This is a genomic window from Coleofasciculus chthonoplastes PCC 7420, assembly GCF_000155555.1.
GTDB classification, from domain to species: Bacteria; Cyanobacteriota; Cyanobacteriia; order Cyanobacteriales; family Coleofasciculaceae; genus Coleofasciculus; species Coleofasciculus chthonoplastes_A.
In genome coordinates, this window is sequence record NZ_DS989864.1 from 45,142 (window position 1) to 64,108 (window position 18,967).

Here is an 18,967-nt window from a genome sequence, read left to right on the forward strand (position 1 = left end):
GCAACGGATGAAAGCAACATTTGTAATTCCCCTGTAGGGGCGACCCGCTTGACCTAATTAACAACACCAGTCCATTCAATGGGGTCGGGTCGCCCTTTACTCAACTTTTGTCCGACTACTTATCATGCATTTAAATTGGGTATTAGTAGCGAGCAAGATGCTCGCACTACAAGGATGAGATAAAAATATAATAAGCCGAAAAAATCCGCCCTGATCCTATTCGTTTTGTCTTGACAAAAACAACGATTCATGAATCAACCCCTCCTCAACAAAACTTGGGCTTCCCAATCCTGCTCGCCGCGAGATCTAATTTCATTTATTCTCCCCAGACGCGCCATGGCGCATCTGGAACATGCTCCCCTATCCCTTGCAGTAGTGTTGGGCTTCCTCGCTGTCGTCTGATGAATGGGGATGAGGTATCGTAGAAACAAGCACAGGCAAAAGCCATCCCCAATGCGGCGTCTAATACCAAATCCGGATTGACTACCCCCTTTATAATTCAGTCCGCGCAGGCGGACGAAAGTTTGTGTAGCTGTGACGTCCAGTCGCCAAGATGCTTTATGGATATTTTAATCGTTGAAGACGAAGCGGAAATCGCCAAACTCATCCAACTTACCCTAGAACGGGAAGGTTTCACCTGCTACTCCTGTCGCGATGGACTAGCCGCCATTCAAGCCTTCCAAAGTCAGCAACCGGATGTAATTATTCTCGACTTAATGCTACCTGGATTGGATGGACTGGAAGTTTGCGCCAGAATTCGCCAAAAACCGGGACCCAAAGACCCCTATATTCTAATGCTGACGGCGAAGGGAGAGGAAATTGACCGCGTAATTGGGCTATCAACGGGTGCGGATGATTACCTCGTCAAACCCTTTAGCCCTACCGAACTGGTGGCGAGAGTCCGGGCGCTATTGCGGCGTAGTTTACGTCACAGTGGACAGTCCCTCGTCTACCGTACCCAACATTTTACAGTGGATGTGGATCAACATACAGCCAGTCGCCAACTAGAGTCTGGGGAATCAGAACCCCTGGATTTAACCACGTTAGAATTTAATCTGTTGGCAACCTTTACCAGTCAACCCGGTCGAGTTTGGAATCGTACTCAACTGATTGATAAGCTGTGGGGGAATGACTTCTTTGGCGATGAACGGGTGGTTGATACCCATGTCGCCCGATTGCGGAAAAAAATAGAACCGGACCCCAGTAATCCGACCTTTATTAAGACGGTTATCGGTGTTGGTTATAAATTTGAAGATAACCGTGTAGACTAAACTTATAGAAACTTGTAGTTTAGTCTTTCATACTGGGTTAACCCGCTTCCCAGCATATTTTGATTGCTTTGATGGAAGCTCTAAGTCAATAGCTGATGTTTTTGATGTGTAACTTTCCTCTTGAATAACTACCTTGATAAGCTGTTCGGCATTTAAACCTTAATGTCAATAATGGCGAAAGCCGTGTAGTGCGAGCATCTTGCTCGCTACATTGAGCATCTTGCTCGCTACATTGAGCATCTTGCTCGCTACATTGAGCATCTTGCTCGCTACTAATACCCAATTTAAATGCATGACAGCTTAATACTGGTTCGGCTTTCGGCTGGTAGGTTGCTTTGAAGGAAAGCTTTTAGCTTGTTGTAGTATTGGTTTCGACTTTTGAGTAGTCTTCCATTAACCAACATTGGCTGAAAACCGGGTTGGTTTTTCTACAATGCAAACCCCCAACAGTTCAGAACCCCTGCCTGTAAAGAAACACCAAAGCGGGCGATCCGACCGTCTGTAGGGGACTCTTCATGAAGAATTACCTACTAGGCTAGTGCAGCGGGCATAAAAATACTTGAGCAGCTTCGTAGATACGATGAAGCAGGGGGAGCAGAGGGAGCAGGGGAAGCGGGGGGAGATATTAGCTGTTCAGTTATTTCTGCCTTCTTGCACTAGGTTCTTTTAACCCGTTTTAACGGGTTTTAGCTTTTAGCCCGAACTTTAGTTCAGGGCTTCACTTAAGCCTTAAGCCAAGCCCACAAAGCCAAAATTTTATCGAACCCCATGAGTAAAACCGGTTTACGTCGCCGCCGCAAATCCTTACCCTTAGTCTCGCGCCTGTTTCTCTCCCATTTGTTGGTGATGATTGTCGGCGTGGGTTCCCTATTAATTATTAGTAAAGTGTCTTCGCCGCGCTTCTTTATTTTGCATCTGCAACAATTAGAAGGCAAAGGAGTTATCTTTCGCGTTGCTCGTACCTCTCTACTACAAGGATTTCAAACCGCATGGAATCGCGGCACATTTTGGTCAGTTATTGTTGGCACGACAGCAGCAGGAGGACTTAGTTATTGGTTGTCTCGTCGCATCGTCAAACCCCTGACTCAAATTGAAGATATTACCCAACAATTTGCAGCAGGGAAGCTAGATAAACGACTTCCCCCCAGTGAAATTCCTGAAATTAATCAACTCGCCACCAGTTTTAATCAAATGGCGGTGAGTTTAGAAGATGTGGAACAGCGGCGACGAGATTTAGTCAGTGATTTGACTCATGAACTACGAACCCCACTGACGGTACTAAGAGGTTATTTAGAAGAACTGGCTACACAACGGATGGATGCAACGCCTGCGATGTATCAGCAGTTGGCAAAAGAAACGCGCCGATTGGAACGGTTAATTAATGATTTACAGGAACTCTCGAAAGCCGAAGCGGGTTATCTGCCAATCAAAGTTGAACCCGTAAATGTGCGTCCCTTGTTAGAATCACTGGTACAAAAGTTTACGGATCAGGTGTTGGAAGAAGGTCCTGCATTGCAGTTAGATTGTCCGGAGAAATTGCCGCGAGTATTGGCGGATAGTGACCGACTTGAACAGGTACTGATGAATCTTTTAGGGAATGCTATTCGCCATACTCAAACGGGTAAAATTACGGTTCGGGTGTGGGTAGAACGGCATGGAATAAAAGGTATTATTCCTAGGTTATGGATTGCGGTAACCGATACGGGTATGGGAATTGCTCCAGAGGATCTCCCTCATGTGTTTGAACGGTTCTGGCGGGCGGAAAAGTCGCGCAATCCTCACACTGGAGGAACGGGGATAGGGTTAGCGATATCAAAGCGGTTGGTGGAATTGCAAGGAGGTGAGATTGAGGTGGAAAGTCAGTTAGGGATCGGTAGTACGTTTCGGTTTTATCTGCCATTGGCGTGACTTTTGTGTCAAGGTAAACAGAGATTCAGTTCCTTCGCTACATTTAAGCTAGGGCGAGTCGAGACAGGTTAATTTTAACACCGCCATATTTGAGCAGCGACTCGCCCCTACAATCTACAATTTCAATAATTGCTACAAATGTTGTAATCCTGACAATCTTTATGATTGAAATAGTAGAGACGTTGCATGACGTCTCTACTAAATGATGCGTCCTAACCGCTATGGCGATTGCTATAAAACGGAAAATCAGTTAATAAATTCCCCGCAGGTGATCGCGCCCGTTATGGATGAAGAATGAAAAAAATACCTGTGGTCTCCCTGTAGGGGCGACCCGCTTGCACTAATTAACAACTCTAATTCACTTAATTTACTCGGGTCGCCCTCTCCTCAACGTCCTGTGTCAGAAGGTACTTCTTGACAAATTTATTTCGCCATCTAATAATTAACGCAGTTAATGGGTACGCATGTCGAATCATGAGCGTTCATGGTGCGGATTTGTAGGTTCCTACCCAAGTACGGACGAGCCACAGTTATCTTTAATAAATATGCTGAATAAGCCCAGATTTAAACAATGCTTTCAGGTGGAAATAGTCGAACCAGAAACAGTATTTTTGTTGTCAGAGCGAGGTTCGATTCAACTCAATCGCCATCTCTATCAACAATTAGTCCCGTTAATCGATGGGCATCATACGGTTGAAGACATTATTGATCAAGTTCTTCAGGATCTACCGTCAGAAACGATTTCATTTCAAGAGATGCTCAATACTAGCGTCATGGCGCGACACGCCCTGATGCAGATGGAACAGAAGGGGTATATTGTTGAAAGTGAGTCTGTATTGCCTGAGCATTTAGCCAGCTTCTGTGAGATGCTAAATGTTGAGGTTCAGCAGGCTTACCAGCGATTACAAAGGACAAAAGTAGCCGTAAGCTGTTTGGGTTCTCTAGCCAGTTCTGAGTTCCTATCGACGCTGGAATCCCTACAGATTCAAGTGGCGGATCAGGGAGAGATTGATGTCGTTTTAACTGATGATTACCTACACGTTGATTTAGACGCATTCAATCAAAACGCTTTACAATCTCAACGCCCCTGGATGCTGGTTAAACCCGTGGGAACGATGGTTTGGATTGGACCGATTATTCAGCCAGGGAAAACGGGCTGCTGGCACTGTTTAGCGCAACGGTTACGGGATAACAGACCCATAGAACGCTTTATTCAAAACCAGCAGAACTGTTCTACACCGATACCGATTCCTTTAACATCTTTTCCGGCTAGCGTCCAAACGGCTTTAGGAATGGCTGCAACGGAACTCTTTAAATGGATTGTTCAGGGCGAAAATAAACGGTTAACCGGGGTTCTGGTTACTCACGATACCTTATCTTTAGACACCCGAAATCATCGTTTAGTGAAGCGTCCGCAATGTCCCAGTTGTGGATTGAATCAGCAGTTGAACCGTAAACCCTTACCGATTATTCTGGGACACCGGAAGAAACGTTTTACCACCGATGGCGGACATCGTTATTGTTCACCGGAAGAAACGCTGAAAAGTTATCACCATCACCTGAGTCCGATGACGGGTGTTGTGCGAGAATTGACTCGGTTAGAGACAGGTGTCAATCATTTAACTCATACTTATATCGCCAAGCATCATTTTGCTACCTTGTTTGATGATCTCAACACCTTACGCCAAAATCTTGGGGGTCGCAGTGCAGGAAAAGGGCGCACGGATGCTCAAGCCAAAGCCAGTGGGTTTTGTGAGGCGATTGAACGCTATTCTGGGGTGTTTCAGGGGGACGAAATTCGGGAAACCGGGAGTTATCAAACGCTAGGCGATCGCGCGATTCATCCGAATAGTTGTATGAATTTTAGCGCCAGTCAATATGAAACTCGTCAGGAGTGGAATAGTAACTGTGTGGGGTGGTTTCAAAAGGTTCCAGAACCCTTTGATGAGGAACGAGAGCGAGAATGGACGCCAGTTTGGTCGTTAACGGCTCAAGGGTTTAAGTATCTGCCTACAGCTTACTGTTATTATGGCTATCCCCAAGCCGAAACAGCGGATTGTTGGGCAGATTCTAATGGGTGTGCGGCGGGAAATACGCTGGAAGAAGCTATCCTGCAAGGGTTTATGGAATTAGTGGAACGGGATAGTGTGGCGTTATGGTGGTATAACCGGATTCAACGCCCCAAGGTTGATTTAGAGAGTTTTGATGACCCCTATTTTCATCAGTTAAACGAGTATTATCAAAGCCTGCATCGGGAACTCTGGGTGCTGGATATTACCAGTGATTTGAATATTCCCGTCTTTGCGGCGATTAGTCGGCGATGCGATCGCGCGGTGGAAGATATCATTTTGGGGTACGGCGCTCATTTTGACCCGAAAATTGCCATTCAACGGGCGTTGACGGAGGTGAATCAGATTCTCCCTTCGGTGTTAAGGGCAAATGCTGATGGTAGTACATTGTATAATCCTGGGGCTGATCCGATGGCGCTGAACTGGTGGAAAATGGCAACGGTGGCGAATCAGCCGTATTTAGTTGCGGATGAGACTATGGCGGTAAAGGTACAGTCCGATTATCCGCAAGTGTGGAATGATGACCTCAAAGATGATGTGATTCGCTGTCAGCAAATCGTTGAAAATCGGGGAATGGAATTGCTGGTGCTGGATCAGACTCGTCCCGATATTGGACTCAAGGTTGTTAAAGTGATTGTTCCCGGAATGCGCCACTTTTGGAAACGGCTGGGTTCGGGGCGGTTATATCAGGTTCCGGTAGAATTGGGGTGGCTGACAGCGCCGCTTCCGGAAAATGAACTCAATCCATTCCCGATGTGGATGTGAATACGCCTCAAACCCTGACAAATGACTAATGACAAATGACCAATAAAGAATAACCCATGCTCAACGGCTATCCAATCATTGATGCAGACTCCCACGTCTACGAACCCAGTTCAATGTGGCAAAACTACCTCGAACCTGCATTTAAACGCTTTGCGCCCTCACCGGAGATGAAAATTCAGGGAGAAGAGATTGTCGAGAAACTCTCGGATCAGGTGCGCCAGGTGGGAAATCAGCAAGTGATGCAGGCTCATCCCCAATCGTTATTGAGTGATTTTGATCCGGAGTCTCATGTTCAAGCCATGGTGCAAATGGGGATTGATGTGGCGTTTATCTATCCCACTTACGGATTGTGGCTATTAGCCATAGATAAGATGGAACCGCCATTGGCTGGGGCATTTACCCGTGCTTATAATAATTGGTTACGAGATTTTTGCAGTTATGACCCCCAACGGCTTAGAGGTGTGGGAGCGATTAATCTCCATGATCCCCAAGACATGGTATCAGAATTGCAGCGAATTGCCGCTTTTGGCTGGAGGGCGGTTTATTTACGCCCTAACCCGATTAAAGGGCGGCTGTTAAGTGATCCCGATTATGAGCCGTTTTGGGCAATGTGTGAGGAATTGGGGATGGCAGTAGGCATTCATGAAGCCACTCACGGACGCTTACCCACGACTGGATCAGATCGATTTTATACCCGTTTTGCCCTGCACGCCTGTTCTCATCCGATGGAACAGATGATGGCGCTGTTGGCGCTGATTGAAGGAGGGGTGTTAGAACGCCATCCTCGGCTGAGGGTGGGGTTTCTGGAGTCGGGTTGTGGTTGGTTACCCTATTGGTTATGGCGACTGGATCAAGAGTATGAGGAGTTAGGGTGGGAGGTGAAGGAGACAGTTAAAATCAAGCCTTCGGAGTATTTCCGTCGCCAGTGCTTTATTGAGATGGAGCCGTCTGAACCGTATCTAGGTGACATTATCAAATTTATCGGTTGTCAGTCCTTGATTTTTGGCTCTGACTATCCCCATATTGATCACAAGCCGGATATTGTAGAAAGAGCGGTGGGGCTGGAGGCTCAATTGGGTGAGGAAACGGTGCGGAAGATTCTCTGGGAAAATCCGGTGCGTTTCTATGGACTGGTTGGTGCAACTGATGGGTAATTGCTAGGGCATCGGTCAAGAAACCCGGTTTCTGGGAATACTTGGGAATATGACTATAAGTTTGAAGTAATGTATCGAAATATTGCAATAGCTGCGGCTATAGTAAATAATATTTTATCTCAAACTAATTTTCAGTTGGTCTGGAATGCTCATGCTAGGGGATTACTCAAATTTATTAAGTGTTCCTTGGCACGAATGATTGAATTCCAGTCAACAATAGGCAATAATAAATAGACGTGGAGGAAATAACGAATGGCAGAATGGACAACACAACAGCTAAGAGGGTGGCATAATCATAAAACAAGCTGTGATGAAAAAGTTCAACAATCAAAAAAGCATATCCAGAACTACGAGTCATTTGTCCATCAGTGGTTAAAGCAATCTAAACTCCTTTCGCAGCTCATTGCTAGCGCCTGGTTAGAGGGAGAGAAAGCGACGCAGATTCGAGAAATATTCACAAGTTTCTCCACAGGACACGACGATTCTGAGTTGAGAGCCTTGTTGACAGGACAAAAGCCCGATCTGTGGAATAAATGCATTTTTGACCCTGATGAAATTCAAATCTATCGCTTTGAGGTCAGTTGGGAGACATTTGATGGTAAGGTAATCGATAATCACCAAGCTGTTTTAGACCAAAAGCCTCCTTATTTTACGATAGTTTTGCCGTTCCCACCACGACCAGCATTGAGTGAATTCACCGTAACTCTTGATCAGATCCAAAGTTGGGTAAACGCCCCCATACAAGAGGATGGAAATGGTTTAATTGAAAACCCCTTTCCCCCCTATCCCTATATACCGACAACATGTTCATAATTTAATTGGCATTGTCGTTCAGTCCAAATTGCATTTGCATTGCAACTTTTAAGATTCAGGGTTCATTCTAGATCAGGTAGAAATGAACCCTGTTGTTTTTTCTTCTGGATTGTTCTTGATTTAGGAAAATTAAACCATGACTTCTGTTGCTAACTATCAGATTCTCACCAAAATTCACGAAAGCCTTCATTCCTTAGTCTATCAGGCTATTGTTCGACACAATCATCAACCTATTATTCTAAAAATTCTGAAAAACGACTATCCGACGCTGACCGAAATCACCCAATATAAGCAGGAATATGAAATCACTCAAGCCTTAAATGTAGAGGGTGTGATTAAGGCGTATGATCTGCAAAGATATCAGAATAGCTTGGTTATTTTATTTGAAGACTTTGGCGGAAAATCCTTAAATCTATTAAAAGGGAAATTTAAGCTAGAAGAATTACTAACGATTTTTATAAAAATTACGGATAGTTTAGGTGCTATTCATACTGCTAATATTATTCATAAGGACATTAACCCATCGAATATTGTCTATAACCCCAAAACTGGACAACTGAAACTCATCGATTTTGGGATTTCTTCCCTTTTATCGCGGGAAAATCCAACCATTCGGAATCCCGATCACTTAGAAGGAACGTTAGCCTATATTTCCCCAGAGCAAACAGGTAGAATGAATCGAGTGATTGATTATCGAACTGATTTTTATTCTCTGGGGGTTACGTTCTATGAACTTCTCACTCACCAACTTCCTTTTGCAACCACTGATGCAATGGAGTTGGTGCATGGTCATCTTGCCAAGCAACCGATTCCACCTCATCTATTGAAAGAGAAATCAGAAGATAATCTAGAGACGAGCCATAACACTTATGTGCCGAAGCCAATTTCAGATATTGTCATGAAACTCATGGCAAAAACAGCAGAAGACCGCTATCAAAGTGCTTGGGGACTCAAAGCCGATTTAGAAACTTGCTTGCATCAATTACGAACGAGCGGTCATATTGCCGAATTTCATCTAGGTCAGCAAGATGTTTCAGATAAATTTCAAATTCCGCAAAAACTTTATGGACGAGAGGAAGAGGTTGTCCAACTTTTAGATGCCTTTGAGCGTGTGAGTCAAGGCGCGAAGGAAATCATTCTGGTGGCGGGTTATTCCGGTATTGGCAAGTCAGCTTTAGTGAATGAAGTTCATAAGCCGATTGTCCGACAGCGAGGTTATTTTATTTCCGGTAAATTTGACCAATTGAAACGCAATATTCCTTATGCTTCCCTAACTCAAGCTTTTCAGGAGTTAATTCAGCAGCTTTTGACCGAATCTGAAGCACAACTGCAAACTTGGAAACAGAAGCTGTTAGCTGCCCTTGGCAGTAATGGTCAAATTATTATTGATGTTATTCCTGAAGTAGAGCGAATTATTGGCGTACAGCCTCCAGTCCCTCAGTTGGGTTCAGTGGAGTTTCAAAATCGATTTAACTTAGTGTTTCAAAAATTTATTAGTGTTTTTACCACTCAGGAACATCCCCTGGTTATCTTCCTAGATGATCTTCAGTGGGCGGATACGGCTTCATTAAAGTTGATTAAGTTACTAATGAATAATAGGGATAGCCATTATCTGTTAATGATAGGAGCCTATCGAGATAACGAGGTTAATGCAACCCATCCTTTAATTCAAACCCTAGAGCAGATACAGGACACTGGGGAGCAGGTGAGTACGATTAATCTTCAGCCCTTGGATATTAACCACGTCAATCAATTAGTTTCTGATACGCTCAACTGTTCAAGAGAAGATTCAAGCCTATTAGCTGACTTGCTGTTCAACAAAACCAACGGAAATCCTTTCTTCCTGACTCAACTCCTCCAGTATCTATACACAGAAAAATTATTGTCATTTAACCTCAATGTGAGCCGTTGGCAGTGGGATATTGAGCAAATTCGATTAGTCGAAATAACGGACAATGTAGTTGAGTTAATGGTTGGTAAGCTAGAAAAATTAGACAGTCAGACGCAAACTATATTAAAGTTAGCTGCTTGTATTGGAAACCGATTTAACTTGGACGTTCTCTCGGTTGTCAATGGCACATCTTTATCAGAAACAGCCACTCAGCTATGGTCAGCCCTAGAAGCCGGATTGATTGTGCCTCTAAGTGGCGATTACAAAACTCCCCTGCTTTGGCATCCCGAGGTGGAATCAAAGATTAACTCAGATATATGGCAATCTTTTATTCAAAATGAGTCATACGCGATCAGGTACAAATTTTTACATGACCGAGTGCAGCAAGCGGCTTATGCTTTGATTCCCGGAGATATAAAAAAGGAAATTCATCTAAAAGTCGGTCACTTGCTCTGGAAGAATACCAAGTCAGATGAACTGGAAGAAAAGATTTTTGATATTGTTAATCAGTTAAATATCGGTGCTGAGTTAATTAGTGAACAGACAGAAAAATATGAATTAGCTCAATTAAATTTAATGGCTGGCAAAAAAGCCAAAATAGCAACAGCTTATGAAGTAGCTGTTAAGTATTTAACCAGGGCGCTTGAATTATTGGCGATAGATAGCTGGCAAGAGCAATATGACTTGACTCTATCTATCCATGTAGAACTTGTCGAATCTCACTATTTAAGCGCTAACTTTGAGGAAGCCGAAAGGCTTTTTGCTGTTGTCCTCCAACAGGCTAAAACTCTCCTTGATAAAATTAAAGTGTATGAGTTGAAGATTCAATCAGATATATCGCAACTTAATCTACAGTCAGCGATCGAGATGGCATTGTCTGTTCTGGAGATGCTAGGAATTAACCTTCCTCACACACCAAGTCAACGTAGGATTGAACAAGAACAAAAATCTATAGAATTATTTTTAAGTGATAAATCAATTCAAGATTTAACAAATTTGCCAGAAATGACCGATCCTTATCAACTCTCAGCGATACGAATATTACTCAATCTTGCCTCTCCTACTTATATTACTAATCCTCAACTGTTTATTTTGGTTGTCTTGAGTCTAATCAATTTCTATCTAAAATATGGAAATTCAGGTCTATCCGCTGGAGGTTATGTAATCTATGGTGTATATTTATGCGGAGTTGTAGAAGATATTGATTCTGGATATCAATTTGGTCAATTGTCTTTAAGTCTGTTAAATAAGTTTGATAATCGTCAATTAAAAGCCCTTGTTTCTCATAATTTTAACTCGATGATTAGGCATTGGAAAGATGACGTAAAAAACACAATAGAGCCGTTGCGGGAAGGATTCAATGACGGAATTGAAAATGGAGACTTAGAATATGGTTGTTATGCTTCTATAAATTATTGCATTCATCTGTTTTTTGCTGGACATAACTTAAAAGTTACAAATAAAGAATCAGCGATTTATGCTGATACAGCCATCAAATACAAACAATATTACTCTGCCTACTATATAAATATATGTAGACAAGTAATATTAAATTTGATCAATCAATCCGCCAATCCACTTATAGTATCAGGCGATGCATTTAATCAAAAAGAAATTTTGCCTGTTTTAATTCAAACTAACAACGATTGTACATTGTTCTTTTTCTATTTTGCTCAATCCTTTGTTTGCTACTTACTTAAAGACTATGGTGAAGCTTTAGCGAATTACCGTCTAGGGGAAAAGTATGAGAAATCAGCGGCGGCATTTATGTTTGTGACTCAGCAAAACTTTTATGGTTCTCTCTCACTGATGGCTCTGTATCCTCAAGCCACAAAACAGGATAAGTCTAACTTCTCGAAAAAAGTAGCGTCAAATCAGAAACGGATGAAAAAATTGGCGCACTACGCGCCAAGCAATTATCAAAATAAATATGAACTCGTGGAAGCTGAACGAGCGCGAGTTTTGGGTCAACAAATCCCAGCCATGGAACTTTATGATCGCGCGATTCGTGGGGCTAGGGAACAAGGGTTCATCCACGAAGAAGCCATCGCTTACGAACGGGCGGCGGAGTTCTATTTCTCCCTAGGTAGAGACGAAATCGGTAAACTCTACCTAAAAAACGCCCACCACTGCTACACGCGCTGGGGTGCGAAGGCTAAAGTCAAAGCCTTGGAAGCAGAATATCCGCAAATTTTAGTTGGTACAACCCATCGAACTGAGGGTAAAGGGATTAGCACCCGAATCTCTACATCAGGGAGTAATGCTCAAGCCTTGGATTTGTCAACGGTGATGAAAGCCTCGCAAACCCTCACCAGTGAAATTATGCTGGATAAGGTACTGGCGAAACTGATGAATATTGCCATTGAGAATGCAGGCGCACAAAAAGGCTTTCTGATTTTACAATCCCAAATTGAACCAGAGAGTGAGCAAGGGAAATGGGTAATTGAAGCCGAAGGTATCGTGGATTCAGAAGCCGTTAATATCTTGCGATCGCGTCCTGTAGATGCTGTTGATCATGACACCCAGTTACCCCTGCTGTCAACTGCTATCATCAACTACGTCATTCATACCAAGGAGAATATTGTCCTCAATGACGCCACCCATGAAGGACAATTTACCCGTGATTCCTATATCATCGCCACTCACCCCAAATCTATCCTCTGTACCCCCCTCCTCAATCAAGGCAAACTGACAGGTATTCTTTACTTAGAAAATAACCTCACCACCGACGCCTTTACACCCGAACGAGTCGAAACCTTAAAAATTCTATCCGCCCAAGCCGCTATCTCCATCGAAAACTCCCGCCTTTACCAACAACTCGAAGCCTACAGCCGTAACCTGGAAATTAAAGTTGATCAAAGAACCCAGGAACTCCAAGAGAAAAATCAGGAACTCTCCGCTACCCTGAAAAAACTCAAAGCCACCCAAGACCAAATTATCGCCCAAGAGAAACTCGCCTCCCTCGGTGCATTAACCGCCGGGATTGCCCATGAAATTAAAAATCCCTTAAACTTTGTCAATAACTTTGCCGAACTATCGGCTGAGTTAACCGAAGAACTCTTAGAAGAACTCGACAGTCAAAAAGAACGATTAGACCCAGAAAGCACGGAATACATCGAAGAAATTCTCACTGACTTGGGGCAAAACGTGAAGAAAATCAATGAACATGGCAAACGCGCCGACAATATTGTGCGCGGGATGCTGATGCATTCACGGGGTCAAGGGAACGAACGACAACTCACCGATATCAACACACTTCTAGCCGAATATGTTAATCTAGCCTATCACGGTATGCGTGCCAAAGATTCCTCGTTCAATATCACCATTGAAACCCACTATGACCCCACCATTGGTCAAGTTAGTATTGTGCCACAGAATATTAGTCGAGTCTTTCTCAATGTCATCAATAATGCCTGTTATGCTGCCCATGACAAGAAAAAAGCCATTGGCGCAGGATTTACCCCCACACTCTCCGTTACCACTAAAAATCTAGGGGATACCCTTGAAATTCGGATTCGAGATAACGGCAATGGCATCCCAGCAGACATCCGAGATAAAATATTCAACCCCTTCTTCACCACCAAACCCACTGGTCAAGGAACAGGGTTGGGATTATCCATTAGTCACGATATCATCGTGGGAGAACATCAAGGGGAGATTCAGGTAACAACCGAATTGGGCGAGTATACCGAGTTTAAGCTGATTTTGCCGCAATAATAGTAGCCAGGGCGCGTCTACCATGGCGCGTCTTGAACAGTGTACTGTAGGGGCGACCCGCTGTACATTAGTGTCAACTTAAGCTCAACCCCTCACCCACACCAGCCCTCACCCCCAGCCCCTCTCCCAAGCTTGGGAGAGGGGAGCAAGAGGGGAGCAAGAGAATCCGGTTCCCCTTCTCCTGTGCCAAAAAAAGCGAAGCATCCACTGGCTTCCCCGTGCCAAAAAAGCGAAGCATCCACTGGCTTCCCCCTTTTTAAGGGGGACGGGAGGGGGATCTAATAGGGGACGGGAGGGGGATCTAATAGGGGGACGGGAGGGGGATCTCCAAAGGGGGACGGGAGGGGGATCTCCAAAGGGGGACGGGAGGGGGATCTAATAGGGGGACGGGAGGGGGATTCAAAAGGGATGAGGGGGAAAATGCTTAACAGTTTATGTCACTCTTGATAAATTGAGAGGAAAGGGAAAAATGATGAAAGTCATGGTAGTCGATGATGAAAAAGATGTTCTGTTGTTGTTTAGACAACGATTTAGGAAAGAGATTAGACAAGGCAAAATTGAATTTCACTTTGCGTTCTCAGCCAAGGAAGCCCTCTACTACCTTGAAATGGAAAGCAAAAAACAAAATTGTGTTGTCTTAATTCTTTCAGATATTAACATGCCGGAGATCAACGGCTTAGAATTACTTAAAACCATCAAAAGCAATTTTCCTAATTTAAAAGTTTTTATGATTACGGCTTACGGCGACGACGAAAACTATCGCCTTTCCCAAGAATACGGAGCCGATGATTATATTCATAAACCCGTTGACTTTGACCAACTCAAAGAGAAAATCTTTAATTTATCCACAACCTAGCCGAATAGAAACCCATGCCAGCCAAAATACTGGTTGTCGATGATGAACCCGACATAGAACCCCTAATCCGTCAAAAATTTAGAAAAAAGATTCGGTGCAAAGAATTCCAGTTTATCTTTGCCTGTAATGGTGTGGACGCTCTAGACAAGCTCCAGGCTGACTCCGATATTGATATGGTTTTAACCGATATTAATATGCCCCAAATGGATGGGCTAGCTTTGCTGATGAAACTGGCGGCAGACTATCCAGCGATTAAAACTGTCATCCTGTCCGCTTATGGGGATATGAACAATATTCGAGCAGCGATGAACTTAGGCGCGTTTGACTTTCTCACCAAACCCATTGATTTTCAAGACTTAGAAATTACCACGTACAAAACCCTCAACCATGTCCAGCAAATTAAACAGGCATTAACCCAAGAAAACTATCTCAAGCGTTTAGAAGCCGAAAACCTACGCCTCAGCACCGAACTCGATATTACCCGACGACTGCAACAAATGCTGTTACCCACAGAGACAGAACTGCGTCAAATTCAGGGACTCGATATCGCTGGGTATATGCAACCCGCTGATGAAGTCGGGGGAGACTATTACGACGTACTGCAACACAATGGCAGGGTGAAAATTGGCATCGGCGATATCACGGGTCATGGGTTAGCCAGTGGTGTCCTCATGCTGATGGTACAAACGGCGGTGCGGACATTACTGGTCAATAATGAGACAAACACGGTTAATTTTTTCAGTACCCTCAACCAAACCATTTACCACAACCTACAACGGATGCGCTGCGACAAGAACTTAAGCCTAGTCTTAATCGACTATCATCAGGGAACTCTGACGGTGAGTGGACAACATGAACAAATGATTGTGCTACGCTCTGAGGGTAGGATTGAGCGAATTGATACGATTGATTTGGGGTTCCCCATTGGTTTGGCAGAGGCGATTGCCGACTTTGTGGCGGAAGCAACCGTAAAATTGTATCCCGGTGATGGAGTTGTCCTCTATACCGATGGGATTACTGAAGCCGAAGATATCAATGGGGTGCAATATGGACTAGAACGGCTGTGTCAAGTCTTAAGCAACAACTGGCACAAGTCAGCCTGTGAGATTAAACAGGCAGTGATTGACCAAGTGTGGCAGCATATTGGAAACCAGAAAGTTCATGATGATATTACCTTACTTATTCTTAAGCAGCAGTGATTGGTTATTTGTCTTATGTCAGGGAAGAGTTAACAGGATAACTGATAACTGATAACTGATAATTCCCCCAGCGTCCCCAGACGCGCCATGGCGCGTCTCTACAGTCCATCCTTATCCGGCAAAAACAATGCCAGCGAAAATACTGGTTGTCGATGATGAACCTGATTTAGAACTCCTAATCCGCCAGAAGTTTAGAAAAAAAATCCGGCGTCAAGAACTCCAGTTTATTTTTGCCCATAACGGGGTGGACGCCTTAGAAACGCTGCACGCCCAACCGGATATTGATATGGTTTTAACCGATATCAATATGCCCGAAATGGATGGGTTAACCTTACTGACACACCTCGCCCAAGATTATCCCACCACTAAAGCTGTGATTCTTTCTGCCTATGGGGATATGGAAAATATCCGCAAAGCCATGAATCTGGGAGCCTTTGACTTCCTCACCAAACCCATTGATTTCCAAGATTTAGACATTACCACCCATAAAACCCTAAACCATGTGCAACAGCTCAAAGCCGCGCAACAGCAGGAGTATTTGGCACAGCAGGCACAAGCCGACTTATTAGAAAATCTACGCCAAGAAGTGATTGAGCGCCAGCGCATCCAAGAGGAGTTACGGGCGAGTGAGAGACAGTTGGCGCAATTTCTGGAAGCTGTACCCGTGGGTTTATTTGTCGTTGATGCTGAGGGTCAATCCTACTATGCAAACCAACGGGCGCAACAACTTGTCGGAAAAGGGATGATACCGGGTGCAACGGTTGAAGAATTATCGCAAGTTTATCAAATCTACGTGGCGGGAACCCATCAACTCTACCCCACCGAGAAAAACCCCATCGTGCAAGCCTTACGGGGGGAACGAGTCACCGTGGATAATATGGAAATTCATCACGGGGAGCAAGTGATTCCCTTGGAAGTCTGGGCAACTCCCATCTATAATGAACAGGGTGAAATCGTTTATGCGATCGCGGCTTTTCAAGATATCAGTCTCCACAAGCAAGCTGAAGCAGAACGGCTTCAGTTTACCCAAGCCTTAGAACAACAGAATGCGGCGTTGCAGCGCCTAGACCAACTCAAAGATGAGTTTTTAGCCAATACCTCCCATGAACTACGGACTCCCCTGAATGGCATTATTGGTATTACTGAATCCCTCATCGATGGGGCGGCGGGTTCCCTATCTCCCGTGCAAATCGCGAATCTGGCAATGGTTGTTTCCAGTGGAAAGCGCCTGAACAGCCTCATTAATGATATTTTGGATTTCGCCAAACTGAAAAACCACGATATCGAATTACACCGCAAATCGGTGGACTTTCGCCAAATCACGGAAGTGGTACTTACCCTATCTCGCCCCCTGATTCAGGGTAAATCTCTTGAGTTAAACAATGAAATACCCGCAGATTTCCCTGGCATTGATGGCGACGAGAATCGGTTACAACAAATCATGTATAATCTGGTGGGCAATGCGATTAAGTTTACCGAATCAGGTTCTATTACCGTGTCAGCCACCCAGCAGCAAAATATGGCAGAAGTAACGGTGGCAGATACGGGGATTGGTATTTCCCCGGATAAATTCGAGGATATTTTTAAATCTTTTGAGCAACTTAACGCCTCGGTTTCCTATCCCTCTAGGGGGACAGGATTAGGATTAAGTATTACCAAACAACTGATTGAACTTCACGGCGGTAGGATTCGCGTTGAGTCAGAAGTGGGTCAAGGTTCACGATTTATTTTCACGCTTCCCCTCAGTTTCCAACCGATTGCATCTTCATCAGAATACAGAACGGATATTACCAAAGTGCGGGACTATAGTAACTCTTTTCCCAGTGAACTGTTGCCCCTGATGTCTAAAACGGGCGAGTTCACAATTTTGGTGGTAGACGACGAACCGATTAATTTGCAGGTGGTTACTAATCACTTATCTGTACATAATTATGCCATTGTTCAAGCCACCAGTGGGATAGAAGCTTTAGCTAAAATTGAGCAGGGATTTAAACCGGATTTGGTAATTCTAGATATTATGATGCCCAAAATGTCGGGCTACGAAGTCTGCCAAAAAATCCGCCAATGCTTCCCAGCCACTGAGATGCCTATTATTCTGTTGACGGCGAAGGAACAAGTCTCAGATTTAGTGGAAGGGTTAAGTTTGGGAGCGAATGATTATTTAACTAAACCGATTTCCAAGCATGAACTGATTGCCCGGATTAAGACTCACCTACATCTATCGAATATCAATAGAGCCTATGGGCGCTTTGTTCCCCAGGAATTTCTCCGCTTTTTGGGCTATGAAAGCATTGTGGATGTGCGCTTGGGGGATCAGGTGCAGCAGGATATGTCGATTATGTTTGCGGATATTCGCAACTTTACTACCTTATCGGAGAGTATGTCTCCCCAGGATAATTTTAACTTCCTCAATTCTTATTTAAAACAAGTGGGACCAATTATCCGTAAGCATCAGGGGTTTATTGATAAATACATTGGCGACGCAATCATGGCACTGTTTCCCCAGACTGCTGATGATGGCTTAAAAGCGGCGATTGAAATCCAAAAACAGGTGACACGCTATAACCGCGATCGCGAAAAAGCAGGGTATCCCTCGATTACCATTGGCATTGGCTTACATACAGGCAGTTTGATGTTAGGAACCATTGGGGAACAGCAGCGCATGGAAACTACAGTCATTTCTGATACGGTTAACCTAGCATCACGCTTAGAAGATTTGACCAAAATCTACGGGGCATCAATTTTAATTAGTGGTTATACTTTGTTTTGTTTAGAGGATCAAAGTCAGTATCACTATCGATTTATCGGTCAGGTACAGGTTAAAGGCAAAAAACATTTGGTTCCAGTCTTTGAAATTTTTGATGCAGAACCGGAGTATATCATTCAATTCAAAGAAAATACTAAAACTACATTTGAAGCAGGAATCGTTAATTTTAATCAAAATAAAATTGATGTAGCCTTGAGAATATTTGAACATATTGTAGAAATTAATTGGCGCGATAGAGCAGCGCTTAATTACATTAAACTTTGTGAAAGGACACGACCCCAATAGCGTTAAGCTGTCATGCATTTAAATTGGGTATTAGTAGCGAGCAAGATGCAAAGCCTGCGGCATGGCTTCGCTAAACGCACTACAAGGCTTTCGCCATTATTGACATTAAGGTTTAAATGCCGAACAGCTTAAGTAGAGGAGTTACTTTTCACAGCATCCGGCTGAATTAGGAAGTGTAGGGGCAGGTTATAGAGAATGTAGGGGCGGGTTTAGGGAATGTAGGGGCGGGTTTAGGGAATGTAGGGGCGGGTTTAGGGAATGTAGGGGCGGGT

9 protein-coding genes are annotated in these 18,967 nt (G+C 44.0%); all 9 read left to right on the forward strand.

The genetic code is table 11. The annotated features are described in order from the left end of the window. Positions 1–560 precede the first annotated feature (560 nt). Entirely contained in the window at positions 561–1,271 is a 711-nt protein-coding gene (locus MC7420_RS26690; RefSeq protein ID WP_006104373.1) for a response regulator transcription factor, read from the forward strand. 768 nt (positions 1,272–2,039) lie between these two features. Continuing rightward, positions 2,040–3,179 (forward strand): sensor histidine kinase, encoded by a 1,140-nt coding sequence (locus tag MC7420_RS26695; protein WP_006104443.1) that lies wholly within the window; start codon positions 2,040–2,042, stop codon positions 3,177–3,179. A 545-nt stretch (positions 3,180–3,724) separates the two neighbouring features. Then, the gene (locus MC7420_RS26700) at positions 3,725–6,013 is read left to right on the forward strand and encodes a TOMM precursor leader peptide-binding protein (protein ID WP_006104360.1); all 2,289 of its coding nucleotides are present in this window, start codon (positions 3,725–3,727) and stop codon (positions 6,011–6,013) included. 56 nt (positions 6,014–6,069) lie between these two features. Next, positions 6,070–7,167, forward strand: coding sequence for an amidohydrolase family protein (locus MC7420_RS26705; protein WP_006104406.1), 1,098 nt, complete (start codon positions 6,070–6,072; stop codon positions 7,165–7,167). A gap of 252 nt (positions 7,168–7,419) precedes the next feature. Continuing rightward, a complete protein-coding gene (locus MC7420_RS26710; protein WP_006104444.1) occupies positions 7,420–7,980 on the forward strand; it encodes a hypothetical protein in 561 nt (186 codons plus the stop codon). A 136-nt stretch (positions 7,981–8,116) separates the two neighbouring features. Beyond that, complete coding sequence (locus MC7420_RS26715; protein WP_006104414.1) at positions 8,117–13,588, forward strand: ATP-binding sensor histidine kinase; 5,472 nt, start codon at positions 8,117–8,119, stop codon at positions 13,586–13,588. Between the two features lie 472 nt (positions 13,589–14,060). Beyond that, on the forward strand, positions 14,061–14,444 hold the full coding sequence (locus MC7420_RS26720; protein ID WP_006104437.1) for a response regulator: 384 nt from the start codon (positions 14,061–14,063) through the stop codon (positions 14,442–14,444). A gap of 14 nt (positions 14,445–14,458) precedes the next feature. Further along, positions 14,459–15,643, forward strand: coding sequence for a SpoIIE family protein phosphatase (locus tag MC7420_RS26725; RefSeq protein WP_006104420.1), 1,185 nt, complete (start codon positions 14,459–14,461; stop codon positions 15,641–15,643). A 127-nt stretch (positions 15,644–15,770) separates the two neighbouring features. Then, positions 15,771–18,695: a response regulator gene (locus MC7420_RS26730; RefSeq protein WP_006104393.1), complete on the forward strand. Its 2,925-nt coding sequence runs from the start codon at positions 15,771–15,773 to the stop codon at positions 18,693–18,695. Positions 18,696–18,967: the final 272 nt, after the last annotated feature.

Bases quoted from the DNA above. Each gene is read 5' to 3' on its own strand.
- MC7420_RS26690 (WP_006104373.1), top strand. From the start codon at position 561: ATGGATATTTTAATCGTTGAAGACGAAGCGGAAATCGCCAAACTCATC.
- MC7420_RS26695 (WP_006104443.1), top strand. From the start codon at position 2,040: ATGAGTAAAACCGGTTTACGTCGCCGCCGCAAATCCTTACCCTTAGTC.
- MC7420_RS26700 (WP_006104360.1), top strand. From the start codon at position 3,725: ATGCTGAATAAGCCCAGATTTAAACAATGCTTTCAGGTGGAAATAGTC.
- MC7420_RS26705 (WP_006104406.1), top strand. From the start codon at position 6,070: ATGCTCAACGGCTATCCAATCATTGATGCAGACTCCCACGTCTACGAA.
- MC7420_RS26710 (WP_006104444.1), top strand. From the start codon at position 7,420: ATGGCAGAATGGACAACACAACAGCTAAGAGGGTGGCATAATCATAAA.
- MC7420_RS26715 (WP_006104414.1), top strand. From the start codon at position 8,117: ATGACTTCTGTTGCTAACTATCAGATTCTCACCAAAATTCACGAAAGC.
- MC7420_RS26720 (WP_006104437.1), top strand. From the start codon at position 14,061: ATGAAAGTCATGGTAGTCGATGATGAAAAAGATGTTCTGTTGTTGTTT.
- MC7420_RS26725 (WP_006104420.1), top strand. From the start codon at position 14,459: ATGCCAGCCAAAATACTGGTTGTCGATGATGAACCCGACATAGAACCC.
- MC7420_RS26730 (WP_006104393.1), top strand. From the start codon at position 15,771: ATGCCAGCGAAAATACTGGTTGTCGATGATGAACCTGATTTAGAACTC.